This window comes from Micromonospora sp. NPDC048063 (assembly GCF_043202855.1).
In the GTDB taxonomy this organism is placed as follows: Bacteria; Actinomycetota; Actinomycetes; order Mycobacteriales; family Micromonosporaceae; genus Micromonospora.
Genome location: NZ_JBIDBG010000022.1, coordinates 87,492 through 104,635, shown reverse-complemented (window position 1 = coordinate 104,635; position 17,144 = coordinate 87,492). Strand labels below are relative to the sequence as shown.

Below are 17,144 nucleotides of genomic sequence, written 5' to 3'. Positions count from 1 at the left end.
GTTGTCGCGCCGGCGGCGGGCGCGGCCCCCCACCCGGGCCCGCGCTGATGACCCGTGCGCGGGCGGGGGGGGGGGGGGGGGCGGCCGCGGGGGGGCCCCCCCCCCCCCCCCCACGGCCGTGCAGCTATCCGCCTCGGCGCAGCGCCTAGCAGACCTGCAACCCGGCTCCGGAATCCACGGCGCTCGGTGGGCCGGGTACCTCGCGGTGACGGCCGCCAGCGAGACCGAGCTGAACCGCGCGTGCACGGCACTCACTGACGCGGCCGGCGAATGCGGGATCAGCAACGTGGACTGGCTCGATATGCGCCACGACACCGCGCTGCCCACCACGTGGCCGGTGTGGCGTGGACTGGAGGCTCAACGGTGACACAACCTGGCCGACCCGTGCCCGCCCCCCCGACCCTGCCCCCGCCGCCGCGGATCGCAGCTCCGCCCTCCACCGTGGGCGCGAACCCGCGGGTGATGCCGGCGGCATCACCCCGCCTGCTGTCACCGACCGCTGACGGTTCTATCCCGGCCCCGGTGATGCCGCCGGCATCACCGCCACCGGACGCCCTCGCAGGGCAAGAAGCGCAGCCGCATTCCCTCGCTCCATCCCCGTGGCGGTGGCGCAGGTCTCCGGTACTGGGCCGCCTCGGCCTCTATGCGCCCCGGGTACCAGGAATCCTGAGCACCACGAGGCAAAGCGAGGTCCTGTGCACCGCCATCTCCGCGCCTCCAACCCACACCGACGGGATCCTCAACGGTATCGACTTAGTCACCGGCCAACCGGTACACCACGACCCCTTCAGCGCCTATCAACGCAAGACGGTGTCGTCGCCGAACGTCGTGGTGCTCGGCGACGTCGGGAAGGGCAAGTCGGCGCTGATCAAGACGGTCTACGTCTACCGACCGTTGGCCTTCCGCAACCGGCGCACCGTGGTGGCCGACCGCAAGGATCAGGGCGGTGAGGGCGAGTACAGCGAGTTGTGCCGACAGCTCGGCGGCAGCCCCATCCGGTTTGAGGTAGGCCGCGGCGGCAGCCGGATCAATCTGCTCGACCCCGTGATCGGCATCTCGGCGGAAAGCTCCACTCAGGTGGCCGGACAGCTGCAACTGCTCCGGGCCGTGGTGCACGCCGCCTCCGGCGCCGAGCCTGACTCCTGGCAGGGAGCGGCCCTGCGCATCGCGCATCTGCGTGCTCTGGCCAAGGCCGAAGCCGCCGAGAAAACGCCCGTGCTCGATGACGTGATCGACGCGCTACGGCTCGCGCCTCCAGCAGACCTGTTCGGTGAGGTGCCGGCTACGAGCGCGACCCGCGACCGTTTCGCCGAGGCCGCACTGAGTTTGGCCTTCGACCTAGAGCGGGTCTGCGGTGATGACCTCGCGGGCCTGTTCGACGGTCCGACGAGCCCTGACGTCCGCCTCGCTGACCGCCTCACCAGCTTCGACCTATCGCAGCTGCCTACGGAGGGACCAGCGATCCCGCTGGTCATGACGGTGCTCAACACGTGGTTGACCAACCTGTTGCGGCGTCACCGCGGATGGCAGACCACCTTCATCGCCGAGGAAGGATGGCACCTGGCCGAGGGCGTCGGGGCGAGGTTGTTCCAGCGCAACTCCAAGCTGGCACGAGGCATCGGCTTGGCCAACGTGGTGGCGCTGCACCACCTCGCCGACATCCCGGAAGAGTCGCCCGCAGTGAGCATGCTCAAGGAGGCCGAGACCGTCTACATGTACGCCCAGGCCCGCCATGACGATGCAGCCCGGTGCGTGCGTCTGTACTCGCTTCCACCGCATCTGCTCGATGACCTAATGCAGCTCCAGCAGGGGGTTTGCCTGCTCAGGATCGGGGCCAACGCGCCGATCCTGATGCAGCACCTTCGCTCGTCGACCGAGATCGCGTTGACCGATACGGACACGGCCATGACCGGCCCTCGGCTGACGGGTGGGCAGTGATGCCGGCGGCATCACCTCCGCACGGGCCTCGGTCGGGGTTCGGGGTGCTAGCTGCTCTGGCCGGGGCGTTCGCCGCTTGGCACGCTGCGGTACTGCTGGCCGGGCTCCTCGCCGGCGCGTCTGGTCACCCGGGGATCGGTGAGACGATGGCGGCGTTCGTGGCCTCGCCGACCAATCCGGCCGCCGGGTACGTCAACCAGGTCGTCGCCCCCGCCCCGCTGATCTGGACGCTGTTCGGCGGCGAGCTGCTGTGCGTGGCAGCAGCCGTGGGCTGGTGGCGCACGCGGCGGGAGCGCCGACGACGCCAAGGGTTGGCAGGGCACCGGCAGTGGGCGCGGTACCTCGGTAAGCGAGTGGCCCGACGGTCAGCCGCCCAGACTCGTCCGAACCTCGCCCGACGCCGGGCACCTCTGGAGGAGCTGGCGATACCGCTGGCAAAGGCCGCAGGGGAGGGACACCGCCTCTACCTTCGACACGAGGACTCGATCGCGGTCATGGCCCCGCCCCGTGCGTTCAAAACCGCAGCTGTCCTGGCGGGGCTCGTCCGCAGCGCGCCCGGCCCGGTCGTCGCCGGATCCACTAAGGGAGACCTGCTGTCCATCACGTACCTCGCCCGCAGCGCCAAGGGTACGGTGCACGTGCTCGACCCGGGCAACGTCGTCGGGTGGCCCAACCCGCTACGGTGGTCACCGGTAGCAGGTTGCGATCAGCCACAGGTGGCGATTTCCACCGCCGAGGCGTTCGCCGCCGCCAGCCCTGACGATGCCCACACCTCGAATGCCAAGTTCTTTCGCAAGCAGGCGCGAGACGTGCTGCGCTGCCTCCTGCATGCCGCCGCACTCGACGGTCGCGACATGGGCAGCGTGGTGCAGTGGGCGCTGCGGATGGACAGCCCGACTCTGCCGGCGCGGGAGATCCTGCGGAGTCATCCCCGGGCGGCCCCGTCGTGGGCTACCGCCCTGGAGGAGGCGACGTCGGGGGATCGCGGCACCGGGCCGCTGGACTCTACGAAGAAGACCTTGGCGGACATGCTGACGATGTTCGCCGACCCAACAGTCTTGGACTCTTGCTGCCCGCCAGCCGGCGAAGCGTTCGACATCAGCCGGCTCCTCACCTCGACCGATACCGTCTATGTCATCAGCGGCGACCACGACACTGTGGCGCCGCTGATCACAGCCTTCGTCAACGAGGTCCTGAGACAAGCCCGTGCGGCGGCCGAGCGGAGGTGGCCGGCCCGGCTGGATCCGCCCCTGCGATGCGTCATCGACGAGGTCGGCAACGTTGCCCCGGTGCCTCGACTCGGCAGCTTGATGTCACGGCTGGGCGGTCAGGGCATCACCCTGGCCATCGGTGGCCAGGGGCTCGGCCAGGCGCGTGACCGGTGGGGGGAGGCGGGAGCGGCTGAAGTGTTCGGCTCGGCAACCGCAAAGATCGTCATGGGTGGCACGAGTGAACCCGAATTGTTGAGCATGATGAGTGCCCTCGCCGGGGTGGTCGAGGTCCCTGCCACCTCTACCACGGTCGCCCACGGTCAGGTCGTCTCCGCCACCGCGAGCGACCGGGAACGTCCGATCCTGCATCCGCACCAGATCCGCGAGCTGCCCCCGTCACACGGCCTGTTGATCTACCGTCAGGCGCCGCCAGTCGTCGCCGAGTTCGAGCCGTACTGGGACAGCCCGTGGGCCGATGAAGCGCAGCGGAGCGCGGAAACGGTCGCCCGGCTGACGGGGCGGCTTGAGTGACCGCGGACGACGACCTCACCGAGGACGGCGGTCTCCTGCTGGAGATCGGCAACGCTGTCGCGGCCATGGACACCAGGCTGTTCAATGTCGAGTCGGCGTTGACCCAGCCCGCCCGCCGTCGCGCCCCGTTACGGGCGTCGAGGGCTCCCACCATGCTGGCTCCCGTCGGGCTGCGGCGGGGAAGCCGGGCCGCTCAGGGTGATGCCGGCGGCATCACCTGGTCGGTGTGGGCCTTCGACCGCCTTGCCCGCCGTGACCAGGTGGCCGCCCTGATTAGGATCCGGGACTTCACCGACTGGCTCAATGAGGCGTACGAGCTGCCGACATCGACGTTCGCAATCGCCTCCTGCTGGTACCGCCATCCCGGGGTCGTCCGCGAGCTGTGGGCCCTACTCGGGTCCTATGAGTCTGAGTTCGGGACACAGCGGGGTTCACCGCAGCGGAGCCGGGACGGGCCCGCATACTGGCATGATCGCCTCCTATGGCCCGCGCTGCGGCGCCTGCGTGAGGAGCATGGGCTGCGAGAGTGCATTTCGTCGGGGCACACCCCGCGGACGGTCGGGGAATCGCTGAGGACGGACGACGGTTTCGGTCGCGAGATCGAACGCTTGATCACGGATGGGAAGCATGATCACCGCCACGGTGAAGGCCGTCAGGGACGGCCTCAACAAGTACCTTGACACATGGCGTTCCGGAGCTGCCGACGTCGTCTACCTCGGCCTCTACGGCACACATGAGGCTGTGCTGTCCCCGCTGCCCGTGTGGATTGCTTTGATTCAGCGGCTCGCCAGGGAAGTGGATCGGTGGGGCGTAGCGAAGATCCACGAACGGCTGAGGCACGGCGCCGGTCCGCAGCCCACAACGATTCTGGAGCTAACCCGGCTTGCTCGGCTGTCTGAGGCCCCGGTGCAAGTGCTTCAGGTGAACGGGATGCCGCGCGGAAGCGCTGACCTAGTGGCATGGACTCCGGCTCTATCCGACCTGAAAGCCATTGCCCGTCGGGGTCGACAGACGGTCGCTGCACTGCTGCGGGGCCTGAGCGACATCGTATTGGACCGGGCGGCGTATCAGAATTCCGCCGCCGGCGAGGGGGTGAGGTATGCCGCGTTCGACGTCGACGGGTTCCACGCGGTGATGATCACCTATCGCGTGATGACGCCTGGGCAGCGCGCTGGGGGGCGCCGGGGCCTCGCCCGGCGGCCGAGCGTCGAACTGATCAGTCTTGAGGTGCTGCGCTGGTTTGACAGCGAGGACTGACCACATCGTCGTTGCTGGCTCGCGGATCTGTCAGGCGCAGGGTGAATGGCGGTGGGACCGGCGACTCGGTGACTACCCACGGCAGCCGGGCGGCGGGGCCCACGGTCTCCCCGGCTGCCGTGGCCGAAAGGTGAAGGCCGGGATCCGCTGAGCCAGACATGACGTAGAAACGTCCCAACTCGGATGCTGGGGTGGCCTGGGTACGAGTTCAGGCGTGTCCGGTCTCCGCTGACGCCACCGCGAAGCTCGTCCTCGCCCCAGAGCGCGGGTAGGTAAGGTTCGCTGCATGTCTGAGGAGACGGCCGCCCCGTCGCAACTGTTAGCAGTCTTGAACGCAGGCGGCCAGCAGGCATTGGCCGACGCCATCGGCGACCGGGTGCGCAACTGGTTCATCCGGCATGGATGGGTGGACAGCCTTGACCAGATCGGGTTCAAGACCTATCAAGATCATTTCAGCCTGCCTCCGCGCGACTGGCCGGTCGCCGCAATCATGTACAACAACAGCCAGCAGGTGGAAGACCGCCTTTGCACGGAAGGGGAGGACGACTTCTGGGAGTGGTTCGGCTCGCTTGGCCTGTTCTTCTCGACGACGTCCCCTGGCCTACACGAAATCTGCGTTCCTGACGACTCACCGCTGAGCCTGCAACTGCACGCCCGGCTGGCCTCGCTTCAAGCGTTCGAGTGGCACGCTCACCTGGTGGCGCCCGACTACGCGACGATCTACCGCACTGTCTTTGAGCACTTCGGCCGCCACCCCGAGCATCTCGCCAATCTCCACTGGCGCAGGTTCGAGGAGCTGTGCGCCTCCGTGTTCGAGGCCCAGGGCTACACCACCGTCCTCGGCCCGGGAGCAAACGACGGCGGAGTCGACATCCGCCTCACCGAGCATCCCGTATACGGCCAGCAACTCACCGTCGTGTCCGTGAAGCGCTACCGGGAAAAGATCGACCTCGAACTGGTCGCCTCTATCCTCGGCGTGGCTCATGCTCAAAGCGCCGATCGAAGCCTCTTCATTACCTCAAGCACCTTCCTGCCTTCAGCCCGAAAGTTCGCCCAGACCAACCAAAGCGCGATCCCGCTTCACCTTGCCGACGGACAGGACATTGCCGAATGGTGTCGTGGACTGCTGCCCAATCCTGACTGGCTCGTGCAACAGGCAGCATCCTGGAATCTCGGCAGCGCGAAGATCATCGTCGCTGACGCTGGCGTCGGGATGACCTACTCAGCCTGGGCGGCTGTGGTCGCAGAAACTCCCCTGGCTGCCCGCTTGGTCCCACTCAGCGGTGTTGCCATCCCACTGCCCTCTGATCCCATGCTGGGCACGGAATCCCCCGATCTCTCCCGCCCCCTGCCTGCGGCAGACCAGTCCTTCACTGCCCGACGCAAGGGCGATGTGTATGTGGCCGACGACGGCAGCTTCTACCACGCCTGGGACGGGACGCCCCGGCGCTTCAACCACGCCGACTGAGCGCTTGAGCGCATCCATCCAGCGGCAGCCGGCGATGCTGACCGCAGAGCCTGGCCAGCTCAGCGTCGTCGCTGCGGTGCCGTCATGGCCGGCATGAAGTGATGCCGCCGGCATCACTCACCCTGACTTCCCACACACACAACACCCTCAGCTAGGCATTTACTAGACGTTCAGACTTGATTAAGGGGCCTAACTCGCGCTTGAATGGCAGCACCAGTGCGCTAGAGCTGCGGGGGCAGAGATGCATGGTCGGCAGGGGGGGCATGTCCGACGTCGGGGAGAAGCGGTCGTCGCGTCCGCTCCGACGGCGGTACAGGCGGTGGCGGTGCTGTGCTGGATGGCGGCAGGCACCGCCGTTGGGGCAGCGGTCGCGTTGGTCAGCGCCTGGGATGCCTCAACCTCGCCTTCGGCGATGGTCGTTGACATCGGAGTCGTCGTCGTCCTGATTGGGCTCAGTGTCACGGTGGCCACTGCCGCCTTGTCCACGCTCCAGACCGGCTACGTCACGACCGCGCGGTTGGCGGCCGTCGGGCTGGCAGCCGCAGGCATCGCTCTGGCACTGGCTACCGATGGTCTGCCTGTCGCGGTCCGGCTCGTCGTCTGCGGGGGCCTGGCGGTGCAGGGCCTACTTCTGCTGTGGCTGCTGGGAAGCAAGCAGGCCCGCGCGTGGCTTGCTCAGCAGCAGTTGGCCTCTGCGCGCCGCGACCAGCGGGAGCTCTGGCAATTGGCACAGGCGCCTTGGTTCTAACTCGGGCAGGCCGCACCGCGACGGTCCGGCCGGTGACAAGACGGGGGAAAGATATTGGCACGCGGTACTCAGGGCACACGGGTGGAAGTGCTCGCCGAGCTGACCGCCCACAGGTACTTCCCCGGCCTGTGGGCGGTCCGCACCCAGGGAAGGCCCGCTTCGGGAGGGCCTGCAATGGGCCAGATCGCCGTCGCCCCCGCTGCGGCGACGGCTGGCAAGGCCCTTGCCCGTCGACGAGTGGGTGCGGCATGAACGCCATCGGGGCCGTGGAGCAATGGCTGGAAGGGGACCGGCACAGCGCCGACTTTCCGTTCCGGGAGGTTGTCTCCGCCTTCCAGGAGTCGGGGAAGCATTTCGTGGCAGCGCCGCTGCTAGCGGCCCTGCACGAAGCGCGGATGGTGGCCACCGCATCGGTGGGAACTCAAGCTAGCAACCGGCTGCTGCGCTCCTGGCTGAACGTGGTGCTTGATAAGGCCGACGGCCGATACGACTACCGCACGTATCTCGCTATGGATCTGCTGCCAATGCCTGACGTGGCCGACGGTGATCTCGTCGCTGACGCCGCAGCAGCGTTGCGATGCCGGGACCGACTGGTCGTGGCCCTGATCGCAGATGCGATGAGATTCGAGCAGGATGCCGAACGCAACGAGCAACAGCCCTTGCCCGAGATGCGGCCCGCCCCCGTGGTGACGCGTAAGCGTCTGCGGCTCGGCACACGCCTGCTTCGGCCCGCACTGCTCCGCCTAGGGATGTGCGAGGCGGAAGTCATCGATGGGCTGAGCGCGCAGCGGTTGTGGAAGGTTGTCGAGGACTCCCTCGATGGGGAGGAACGCCGAGCGATAGCCCTGTCGATGCTGCCGGTATCCCGGGTTCACGACGAGTACCTGTTCTTGCGGGTGCTCCAAGCCTGCGAGGCGACGGTCGCGTTGGTGGCGGTGGATTTGTGCGGCGTCATCAAACTGCTCAGCAGCGGCCATTCGCTGCACGGTGGGGTGCGGCTGGACGCGGCTACCAGCATCTTGCGAGAGTCGTCGCCGCTGCTCGGTCTGCTCGCCACATTGCAGGTTGAGGCGGCCTGGAGCTTCAGCAGGTGGACTGGGGGCACCAGCGGTGTCCAGAGCTACAGCTACAGACTCGTCAAGTCACTTTGCCGCCGGCCGGCGCTGTCCCAGCTGAACTCAATCACCAACCAGGCCGTACGCACCATGCAGGCGCGAGCGGTCTCCGCCGAGTCCACGGAGTCGCGGGTACGGGAGGCTGTGTCGGCCAGGTTGCCAAGCTCGGTCGATGGCCAGTTGGCAATCGGGATGGACGCCTTTGCCACAGCGCTGGCCGTGTGGGGCGACACTCATCACTCACTCGCGGTGCGGATGTTGGGCAATCGTGCGGCCAGCCGCTCACCCGCTCGCACCGCCTACCTGAAGGACGTTAAGGACATACCCGGCTTCAACCGCGGGCGCGCGGCCGTCGATGATCGCGCCGACGGTGTCGGGTGATGGGCCATACAAGCAATGCCGCCGGCATCACCCGGGGCCGGACGGTGATGCGGCGGGAAACCCTTCGCAACCTCCGCAGAACTTAGGCCTTCGGGCCCAACTGGGTCGGCGTGGGGGTGGGGGGTCACCGCGCCGACTCGGCCCGGCCTCCGAACCGCCCCGGAGGCCGGGCCCACAAACAAGCAGAGGTGCCCTTGACCGTTTCGACGGGCCAGGTCCAGCCGAGGTCAGCCGTGAGCAGCTCGGTGATCGCCCAGGTCGCTGTTGCACACGGAACGCTTCTCGGGTTCTGGTGTTGCCTTGGTTCGCTGCTGCTGCGACAGACCCCTGTTCAGGTGTTCATGTCGCGGACCGGCGACGTGTGGCGAAGCGATCCAGCGCCGGTGGTTGGTCTGCGGTTTCGAGTCAATGGAGGTGGTAGCGATGCCGGACGGCAAATTTTCGGGGCTGCTCACCCGGCCCTCGCCGATTGGCAGTTCCGAAGCGGAGCTTTCCGCGTTGCTGCGAGCCTGGCGCCGGCGGCTGACTCTGGACGACCTACCGAACTTCGTCCGGTATCCGCATCGGCGCAGACAAACCGTCAGCCAGGACGACATCGCCCGGGTCGTGGGAAGCACCAGTTTCTGGTACGGCGAGCTGGAACGAGGCCGGCTCGGCCGATACTCCGACGACTTCCTCGACCGCGTCGCCGAGGCGCTGCGCCTCTCCGAACCCGAGCGGGAAGTTCTCTACCGCCTCGCCGTCGGACGTCAGCCGGTGCGTCGGCCGCGGCCCGCCGACGCAGAAGAGGTGACCCAGACAGTGCAGCGGCTCGTAAGCGTCCAGCGGTGCCCTGCCTTCATTGTCGACAGCACCTTCACCGTCCGTGCATGGAACACGCAGGCAGGAAGCTGGTTCCCGGGGCTGATCCTGGACGACGCCAACCTAATGCGGTGGGCTTTCACGCACCCCGAGGCTCGGCGGCAGCTCGCCAGTTGGGAGGAGGACTGGGCACCGTCACTGCTGGCACAACTACGCATGGCACATGCGCGCGAGCCCAATCACGGGGCGCTGGCCCAGCTCATCCGTGAGGTCACTGCGGGCAACGAGCATGCTCGATGGTTTTGGGAGAACGAGCCCAGCGTCGTGGACACGGGGAAGGCTGTGCGCGGCATCAGGATTCTGGGCCGCAGCACACCGATCAAGGTCGAGGTCATCACCTGCTCGCCGCTTGGGTATCCCGGCATCAAGATGGTGATCCTCGTACCGGTGGAGCCGGACTATGCACCCGAAGGGGTCCTAACTGCCGCGGCACTGGCGGCACCTGCAACCGCCCGTGACTGCGCCGCCTAATTCGGTAGAGGCAAAGAACGGAGGGCGCCGTTTCCTGGGTAGCGCGACCCCGGCTGGTGATGCCGCCGGCATCACCGTCGGACGTATGTGAAGCGACGCGAGGGCCTTGTGGGTGATGCCGGCGGCACCAGCCGTTCGTTGGTTGTTGACGACGGTCCGGGTGTTCGAGGTTTCATGCGGTGTAGAACGTCCGCAGGTGAGACGGGGGTGGCTGATCAGGTTGCTCGTAGGCGCTGGAACATGCCCGCGGGGTACAGCTCGGCGCCGAGGGCGACTTCAAGGCTGGCAAGGGTCCGTAGGTCGGCGTAGCGGTCGCCGTTGAGAACCGAGCCGATGGTCGGGTGGCTCACGCCGGCGACCCTGGCCAGTTCTCGGTTGCTGATCGGGCGACGACGCATTTCCGCAGCAAGCCGGCGCGCAAGCTCCTGGGCGTAGTGGGCGCTGGCTGGCGCCTCGGGCCGCAAGATCGCCTCGGGCCAGTCGCCGTCCTGGACGTAGGTGTTGGGCGCTGTCTCGCCGTGGCTGCGCGCCACTGCTACCCCTTCATCATGCCGTCGCCTCTGCCCTCGCCAGGGTGTTGATCGAATCGCAGGTGGGCCACTCGACACGCTTGGTAAATTTATTTACCATGGGTCTTGGTGATCTCCGGACGCCGGCTGGCCGGGCCATGCCCCTTGTGATCCTGGGCCTGCGAGCCCTCGGGCGAGATCGTGCTCCCGGCCAGCACCAAACAGCGACGCAGCCGGGCACGGGGGAGCATGAGGTACTACGCAGGCCTTGACTGGGGTGAGAGCCATCATGACTTGGCCGTGGTCGACGGCAGTGGTCACCTCGTCAGCCATGTGCGCGTGACCGACGACGCCAACGGGCTGTCCCAGGTGCTGGCGGCGCTCCGCGAGGTGAGACGCAACCGGCGGGTGATCCCGGTTGGGATCGAAACCGGCCGGGGTCTGATGGTCGCCGGGCTACGCAAGGCGGGCCAACCCGTCGTGGTGCTCAACCCTACCCAGGTCGCCAACTACCGCAGCCGGCTCACGTCACAGCGGAAGAAGTCGGACAGGGGCGACGCCCGCCTATTGGCGCACATTCTGCGGGTCGACGGTGACGCCCACCGTCCCGTGCCGGCGGTGTCACCACAGGTCGCGGCGCTGCGGGAACTAACCCGCGCGCACCGACGGGCCCTGCGCGCCAGCAGCCTGGTGGCCGGACGGCTGCGGTCGGTGCTGCGCGACTACTACCCGGCCGCCGTGACAGCGTGGGCGCACCTCCCCGGCGGGATCACCCGCCCGGATGCCCGCCTCGTCCTAGCCGCCGCGCCCACGCCGGCCCGGGCTGCCCGGCTGACCCCCCGCCGCCTGGAAGCGCTACTCACCACTGCCGGCCGCACCCGCCTCATTGCTGTTGAGGCCGCCCGCTTGCACGCCCTGTTCCGCACCCGCGCCCTGCGCCAGCCCTTCGAGGTCGAAGACGCGATGGGCCGGCACGCGGCCGCGCTGCTCACTCAACTCGACGCAACCCTCGCCAGCGCACAGGCCCTGTGGACGCATATCGACAGCCTGGCCGAGCAGCACCCGCATACGCCGATCTACCGGAGCTTCCCGGGCCTAGGGCCACTGCTGGCCGCCCGGATCCTCGCCGAACTTGGCGACGACCCGGATCGGTTTCCCAACGCACGGAACCTTCGCGCCTTCTGCGCCGCGACACCGATCACGTGGGCCAGCGGCACCTCCCAAAAGGTCAGTCACCGCCGCAAGGCCAACCCGATCCTCGCCGAGGCCGGCCACCTGTGGGCGTTCTCCGCGCTCACCCGATCCCCGGGCGCCCGAGCCCTCTACGACCGCCGGCGCGCCGCTGGCGACCGCCACGCCGCGGCGCTACGGCGCCTTTATGCCCACTTCCTCGGCGGCCTGCACCACTGCTTGCGGACCCGCGCCCTCTACGACGAGGGCCGTGCCTTCACCGCCTCACCCGACCGCGACCTGAGCGGGGCGGCCAATGAGCCGGGAGCCGGGACAACGCCTAGGATCACCCCGGGCCATGAGCCCTCGCGCGGGTAAGGCGCTCCCGGCTCCCTCTTGACGACGGCCGAACGAGTACGCGCCACCGGGTGAGCCAGGGGCGGCCCTGGCTACCGGCGCGGAGCCGCCACCACCGAACGCTAACTTCCAGGTGGCTGCTCTTGTCTCCGGACACATACCTCTTTCGATCGCGAAAGTGTCCCGCAATCGCCATCGGGCCAGTTTCTGGATCAAGACGCCGCAATCGCCGTCGGCATTTAGCCCTACTGCTAGTTGGCCTACTGTCCGTGCAGCTCTGTGGAGTGGACCAAGGGCGCTGAGCTCTAGACACAGTGGCTGGCAAGCGCTGGCGGCGGCAATGAGGCTGGCGGTGGCCGCAAGCGTTTCATTCGGGGCACGTCAATTCGGTGGGGCCCGTCCTTTACCCCGTTCCGCGCCTGCGGCCGGGTCCCTCTAAAGGTCATCTGCCAAGAGAGGTATTCATGCGCGGAATGATCCGCAAGTCCAAACCGGCACAGGCCCTGCTGCTCACTGGGGCGGCGGTCGCCGCGACCCTCGGCGCCACGACCGCTCCCGCCCAGGCGGCGTACTCAAGCTGCACCACCCCCTACTTCTACTCGGGTTGGTACCGGACGTGCACCACCGGCTCCATCCCGGCCAACTCAAGCCGGCACTTCGTCGACGTATACGTCAACGCCTGCTCAGGGTCGCCCTGGAAGGTGTGGGACACCCGGACCGGCGTGACGGTGGCAAGCGGAAGGGACGACGCCAACCGCCGGATCTACGGCCTCTACGGGAGCTCCTACCGGGCGAAGTTCACGGACGCCTGCTGGAGGGACACCATCAGCATCGACAACAACCTCTGACGGGGATACCAGCCGACAGACGTCGTCGCTGACCTAGCCGCTCAGTAGCCGGCGCGTAGGCGCCGGCTACTGAGCAGACACGTCCTGAGCTTGCGACGCCCTCATGGCCTTCCTCCACCCAGGCGATGGTGGCGCGTCCCGTCTGGAGGCGTCCCGCCGCTTGCTCCTGCGTCAGGCCGGTCTTCCGCCTCAGCGCCTCCAGGCGGTGTCCGATGTACCAACGTAGCGGCGCCGAGCCCACGACGTCCGACAGAGCCGGTCGACGAAACCGGGCCGCGCGCCCTCGCGCGGGTAAGGCGCTCCCGGCTCCCCTCTGACAATTACCGATGCGCCGGGATGTCCTGTCACCACCCCGATTCAAACGAGGAGTCCTACCGATGTCGCGGCCGACAACGGGTAGGCGGCGATCCGAACCCCAAGGTGCAGAAGCCGGCCGGCATCAACATGGAACCCGCTCCGATCGGGGGATGCCGGCGGCATCAGTCGCGTAGCTGGCAAACAGCCACATCGCTGTTGGCTCGGACGGAGAAGGCCAGGGAGACTCCCGACGGAGCTGGGGATGCGCTGCCGGGAGTCTCGTCCAAGCACCACGTGCCTGACAGATGATCGATAGCTGGTAGAGGGCTAGGCGTAGGACGACATGGCGGAGTCGTACCGAGGTACGGAACGTCTAGTCATCGCACCGAATCGATGAACTCCTTCCACGCGCGGTCAGGAAACACCAGCGTCGGGCCGGCGGGGTCTTTGCTGTCCCGGACAGCGACGATGCCCGAGAGGTTGTCGGCCACCTCGACACAGTTTCCGCCGCCGTTGGCACTGCGGGTGCTCTTGCGGAAGGCGGCGGAAGTCAGATCAGCCATGGGTGGCTGCCTCCAATGCAGTAGTGATCATCGTCCTCGACTTCTCCTCGTCGAGTGCTTGGCTGCCCAGATCGTCCCAGGCGAGCTCGTAGGCCCTGACCTCGGTGGGCTTGTTGAGGTGCAACGCCGCAGTGAGGCTGTCGACGTACACCAGCGGAGGCTCCAGCGGCTCCCTGCTGCGTGGGGCTGTGGGGAAGTTGAGGATTGTGAACGCTGAGGTCATGCCGCCGTGCACACCTACGGAGAATGGCACCACTCGGATCGTCACTCCCAGCGTTTTAGACATGTCGAGGAGATGACGCAGCTGCTCAGCCATCACCACCGGGCCGCCGACCTGGCGACGCAGTACGGCCTCGTTCAGGATCGCGACGAGGTGGGGTGGCCTTGGATTGGACAGCAGCATCTGCCGCTCCAGGCGTACCTTGACTCGCCGGGCAATCTCGTCTGTGGTGAGAAGCCCGGTGGGCGCGCTGATCACCGCTTGCGCGTACGCCTGGGTCTGAAGCAGCGCCGGTACCAGCTCCGGCTCGTACTGTCGGATCTGCTCCGCATCGTTCTCCAGGCTGACGTAGAGCCCGAACCCGCCTGGCAAGGCTGTATCGGTGTAGTCCTGCCACCAAGACTTCTTGGCCCCGTTGCGCGTCTCGGTCGTGAGCGCGAGGAGCTGCTCGCGATCCTCGGGGCTTGCCTTGTAGAGGTCGCACATCGCCGCGATCTCGATGTCTCTGAACTTGACCCGCGGATCTCCTGCCTCCATGCGGTGGATCGTCGTGTTGCTCCGCTGCAACTCCGCTGCGGCCCGCTCCTGGCTGTAGCCAGCTTCGAGTCGGAGCGCGGCGAGCAACCGTCCAATGTGCCTTCTCAGCAGAGCTGAGCCGACCATGTCCGTCACTGAAGGCCTCCCTGTCACAACTTTGGTGGACGCAGGCATCAAAAGTAAATCGCGCCCTCCTGGATTATGCAAACTGCCTGGTTGTCTCTGACGTTGGGCAGACTAAATCTTAGAAGAGTGAGGGTACCTCTTTGATTCGTGCAGTTGGACGTATTGCATTTTGCTACTAAGCATCGGACGATGGCTAGGCACGGTAAGTGAGTGGCAGCTGACGAAGACAGACCGCTCTTGGTCCATGTCGGTGCTCCCAGCAAGGGAGCAGGCCGTAGCGCCCAATCGGCAGGCTGGGGTGCAGCGGTCTCGCATGCCACTGCGATCACGACCCCGTCTAGCTGGCCTTACAGCCATCTCGACGGGAGCTGCTGATGCCGAGGCTTGGGAGGAAGCATGAGCTACGCCTTAACAGTCGGCGCGCTGGTGCTCGGCTTGGTAGCCGGGATGGTCACCGGGTGGGTCAGCCGAAAGCGGGTCAGCCAGTGGTGTCCGGGCTGTGGAGGCTCCAACGCGCCGACCTCGGCTGCGACAAGGACCTCCAGGTGAAGGGCGTACGCAGCAGCGGCGAGCCTGGCCTGTCGTGGGGGTTGACTCAAGCGACGCTTGACTGGGCCTCGGACTACTTCTGGGCTCATCTGGAGGACCGCAGCATCCGGTTCCTTCCGCAAGCGGCGGCTCCGGTGTTTCTTGCAAGTCTTGGCCAGCTGATCGCGCGGAGAGATGATCCGGCCGGTCGACGGGCGCTGCTCGCCGTTCTCGGTCGGGCGTACCAACGTTACGGATTGCAGTCCTATCACGACACTGTCATCGCGGCGGCGATGGTCGGCACGATCAGGCACCTCGCTGGATCGTTGTGGGACCCGCAGTTCGCCGCAGCATGGCAGCTAGGGTGCCGTCGGGCGCTGCGCCTCGCGAATCGGGCAGCCGGGCATATGGGAAGCGGCCCACCATTCACGTTTGCGGAGGTGGAGTCGCGCGACAAGGCAGCCGACGGTGTGACGACGCTGACGGTTAGGCCACAGAAGCGCCTGCGCTATCTCCCGGGGCAGGCCATCGCCGTCTGCACGCCGCGACGGCCGGGAGTGTGGCGCTGGTATTCGCCGGCGAATGCACCTCGGCCGGATGGAACCGTCGAGCTGCACGTCCGCGCTGTCGCCCAAGGCGTCGTCTCGCCTGTGCTGGTAGAGCAGGTCCTGCCAGGAGAGATGCTGTGGCTTGGCCCAGCGCTCGACACGGGCCTGTCCTTGGATGCAGCCGGCGAGGCCGATCTGTTACTTGCCGCAGGAGGGACGGGGCTGGCACCGCTCCGGGCGCTGGTGGAAGAGGCAGCCGGTGGGTGGTGGCGGCGGGTGACGCTTGTCGTCGGGGCGCGGACCGTGGCTGATCTCTACGACGCGGTGGCGCTCGACAAGCTGCGGGAGGCACACCACGGCTGGCTCGAAGTGGTGCTCGCGTTCTCGCACGACAGCGAAGTCGACGCGGCCAGTCAAGCTGACCTGCTCACCATGACGCTGAATCACCACAGGCCGGGACAGGCCGTTTACGTCTGCGGCCCTCCGGGCTTGATTGAGGCAGCACGATTCCGTTTGCCCGCTGCGGGTGTTGCTTCGGACCGGTTACATCTCGCTCCCACATTCCTGCGCCGTAGCGCCGTCGGCGGCCATCGGAAGCCGAATCATCGAACGCTGGGGAGCTGACTGTGCAGGTCGCAGAGGCCGGGTTGGCAGTTCGTCGGGCTGGTAGCGGCGACGCCCGAGTGCTCGCCGCAGTGCTCACTGATGCACTCGTGGACGGAACGGTCGCCGCATGGCTGGTACCCGATCCGGCTCGACGCCGGTCAGTCTTGCTGCGTTACTTCCTGTTCGTCCTGCTGCACGGGCTGGAACACGGCCAGGTTGATACGACCGACAACCTGTCGGCCGTCGCTGTCTGGTACCCGCGCATCAGCCCGTCGCGATCCTCAGTTGAGCTGTTCGGTGCTCGGTTTGGCCTGCTCCGCGCCTGTGCCAACGGCGTCCTTCCGCACACGCCGCATCACTACCTCGCCCATCTCGCGGCTCGCCCTGGGCAGGACGGGGCCAGCAGGGCGTTGCTGTCCAGCTATCACCGGGTCTTGGACTCCGAGGGGCTGCCGGCGTACTCGGAGATCAGCAGTGATCAGCCCCGGGACAGTGTGCTTGCTCAACTCGGTTATCAGCCGCGGTCGCCAGTCCTGTTAGAGCCTGGCGGCCCCGTCCTGTGGCGGATGTGGCGGTCCCAGCCCGACGGTGCGCAGCTCGGCGGGTTACCGCGTCGGGTACGGCTGCGCCGCATCGCGACACCGTTTCTCGGTGGGGTGATGCCGGCGGCATCACCACGTTCTCCCTGACCGCACCGGGCACACCAGTTCATTCACCCTGCTGGCCATGACCTCGCGGCCAGCGGGCCACCCTTTTGCGCCGATCAAAGGAGGCACCTCTCATGCTGTCCACAGCCACCGCATCCGTCATCACGTCTCCACCTCGAAGGCTCAGGGCCGGGCGGTGGTTGCCGG

General features: G+C 67.2%; 17 protein-coding genes. 13 read left to right on the top strand and 4 right to left on the bottom strand.

Features of this window, described 5'->3' with window-relative positions; genetic code table 11:
- Nucleotides 1-205 precede the first annotated feature (205 nt).
- From ACGFZ2_RS31165 to ACGFZ2_RS31125, 9 genes are all read left to right on the top strand, one after another.
- Entirely contained in the window at nucleotides 206-367 is a 162-nt protein-coding gene (locus ACGFZ2_RS31165) for a hypothetical protein (protein WP_393459873.1), read from the top strand.
- Between the two features lie 443 nt (nucleotides 368-810).
- Nucleotides 811-1,938 carry a hypothetical protein gene (locus ACGFZ2_RS31160; RefSeq protein WP_393459870.1) on the top strand — a complete coding sequence of 376 codons (1,128 nt, stop codon included), beginning with the start codon at nucleotides 811-813 and terminating at the stop codon, nucleotides 1,936-1,938.
- Between the two features lie 146 nt (nucleotides 1,939-2,084).
- A complete protein-coding gene (locus ACGFZ2_RS31155; RefSeq protein ID WP_393459867.1) occupies nucleotides 2,085-3,680 on the top strand; it encodes a type IV secretory system conjugative DNA transfer family protein in 1,596 nt (531 codons plus the stop codon).
- Complete coding sequence (locus ACGFZ2_RS31150) at nucleotides 3,677-4,360, top strand: hypothetical protein (protein ID WP_393459864.1); 684 nt, start codon at nucleotides 3,677-3,679, stop codon at nucleotides 4,358-4,360. Before ACGFZ2_RS31155 ends, ACGFZ2_RS31150 begins: the two co-directional genes overlap by 4 nt.
- Nucleotides 4,308-4,937 carry a hypothetical protein gene (locus ACGFZ2_RS31145; protein WP_393459861.1) on the top strand — a complete coding sequence of 210 codons (630 nt, stop codon included), beginning with the start codon at nucleotides 4,308-4,310 and terminating at the stop codon, nucleotides 4,935-4,937. Before ACGFZ2_RS31150 ends, ACGFZ2_RS31145 begins: the two co-directional genes overlap by 53 nt.
- Before the next feature lie 286 nt (nucleotides 4,938-5,223).
- Nucleotides 5,224-6,405 carry a restriction endonuclease gene (locus tag ACGFZ2_RS31140; protein ID WP_393459858.1) on the top strand — a complete coding sequence of 394 codons (1,182 nt, stop codon included), beginning with the start codon at nucleotides 5,224-5,226 and terminating at the stop codon, nucleotides 6,403-6,405.
- A gap of 412 nt (nucleotides 6,406-6,817) precedes the next feature.
- Nucleotides 6,818-7,153 (top strand): hypothetical protein, encoded by a 336-nt coding sequence (locus ACGFZ2_RS31135; RefSeq protein WP_393459855.1) that lies wholly within the window; start codon nucleotides 6,818-6,820, stop codon nucleotides 7,151-7,153.
- Between the two features lie 248 nt (nucleotides 7,154-7,401).
- A complete protein-coding gene (locus ACGFZ2_RS31130) occupies nucleotides 7,402-8,649 on the top strand; it encodes a hypothetical protein (RefSeq protein ID WP_393459852.1) in 1,248 nt (415 codons plus the stop codon).
- A gap of 423 nt (nucleotides 8,650-9,072) precedes the next feature.
- On the top strand, nucleotides 9,073-9,981 hold the full coding sequence (locus ACGFZ2_RS31125; RefSeq protein ID WP_393459849.1) for a helix-turn-helix transcriptional regulator: 909 nt from the start codon (nucleotides 9,073-9,075) through the stop codon (nucleotides 9,979-9,981).
- A gap of 215 nt (nucleotides 9,982-10,196) precedes the next feature.
- Here the strand turns inward: ACGFZ2_RS31125 and ACGFZ2_RS31120 are convergent, their stop codons facing one another.
- Complete coding sequence (locus ACGFZ2_RS31120) at nucleotides 10,197-10,514, bottom strand: helix-turn-helix domain-containing protein (RefSeq protein WP_393459846.1); 318 nt, start codon at nucleotides 10,512-10,514, stop codon at nucleotides 10,197-10,199.
- A gap of 225 nt (nucleotides 10,515-10,739) precedes the next feature.
- On the opposite strand from ACGFZ2_RS31120, the gene ACGFZ2_RS31115 reads away from it, so the two are divergent.
- Entirely contained in the window at nucleotides 10,740-12,038 is a 1,299-nt protein-coding gene (locus ACGFZ2_RS31115; RefSeq protein ID WP_393459843.1) for an IS110 family transposase, read from the top strand.
- A 443-nt stretch (nucleotides 12,039-12,481) separates the two neighbouring features.
- Nucleotides 12,482-12,865, top strand: a complete 384-nt coding sequence (locus ACGFZ2_RS31110; protein WP_393459840.1) for a hypothetical protein — start codon at nucleotides 12,482-12,484, stop codon at nucleotides 12,863-12,865.
- Here the strand turns inward: ACGFZ2_RS31110 and ACGFZ2_RS31105 are convergent.
- The 3 genes from ACGFZ2_RS31105 to ACGFZ2_RS31095 form a co-directional block, all read right to left on the bottom strand.
- Entirely contained in the window at nucleotides 12,843-13,106 is a 264-nt protein-coding gene (locus ACGFZ2_RS31105; protein WP_393459837.1) for a helix-turn-helix domain-containing protein, read from the bottom strand. The genes ACGFZ2_RS31110 and ACGFZ2_RS31105 overlap by 23 nt on opposite strands.
- Nucleotides 13,107-13,539: 433 nt before the next feature.
- A complete protein-coding gene (locus ACGFZ2_RS31100; protein ID WP_393459834.1) occupies nucleotides 13,540-13,725 on the bottom strand; it encodes a DUF397 domain-containing protein in 186 nt (61 codons plus the stop codon).
- Complete coding sequence (locus ACGFZ2_RS31095; RefSeq protein WP_393459891.1) at nucleotides 13,718-14,608, bottom strand: helix-turn-helix domain-containing protein; 891 nt, start codon at nucleotides 14,606-14,608, stop codon at nucleotides 13,718-13,720. The genes ACGFZ2_RS31100 and ACGFZ2_RS31095 overlap by 8 nt, the downstream gene beginning before the upstream one ends.
- 545 nt (nucleotides 14,609-15,153) lie before the next feature.
- Here ACGFZ2_RS31095 and ACGFZ2_RS31090 point away from each other — a divergent pair.
- Complete coding sequence (locus ACGFZ2_RS31090) at nucleotides 15,154-16,308, top strand: FAD-binding oxidoreductase (protein ID WP_393459831.1); 1,155 nt, start codon at nucleotides 15,154-15,156, stop codon at nucleotides 16,306-16,308.
- Nucleotides 16,309-16,310: 2 nt separating this feature from the next.
- On the top strand, nucleotides 16,311-16,979 hold the full coding sequence (locus tag ACGFZ2_RS31085; protein WP_393459828.1) for an N-acetyltransferase: 669 nt from the start codon (nucleotides 16,311-16,313) through the stop codon (nucleotides 16,977-16,979).
- The last annotated feature ends 165 nt before the right edge of the window (nucleotides 16,980-17,144 follow it).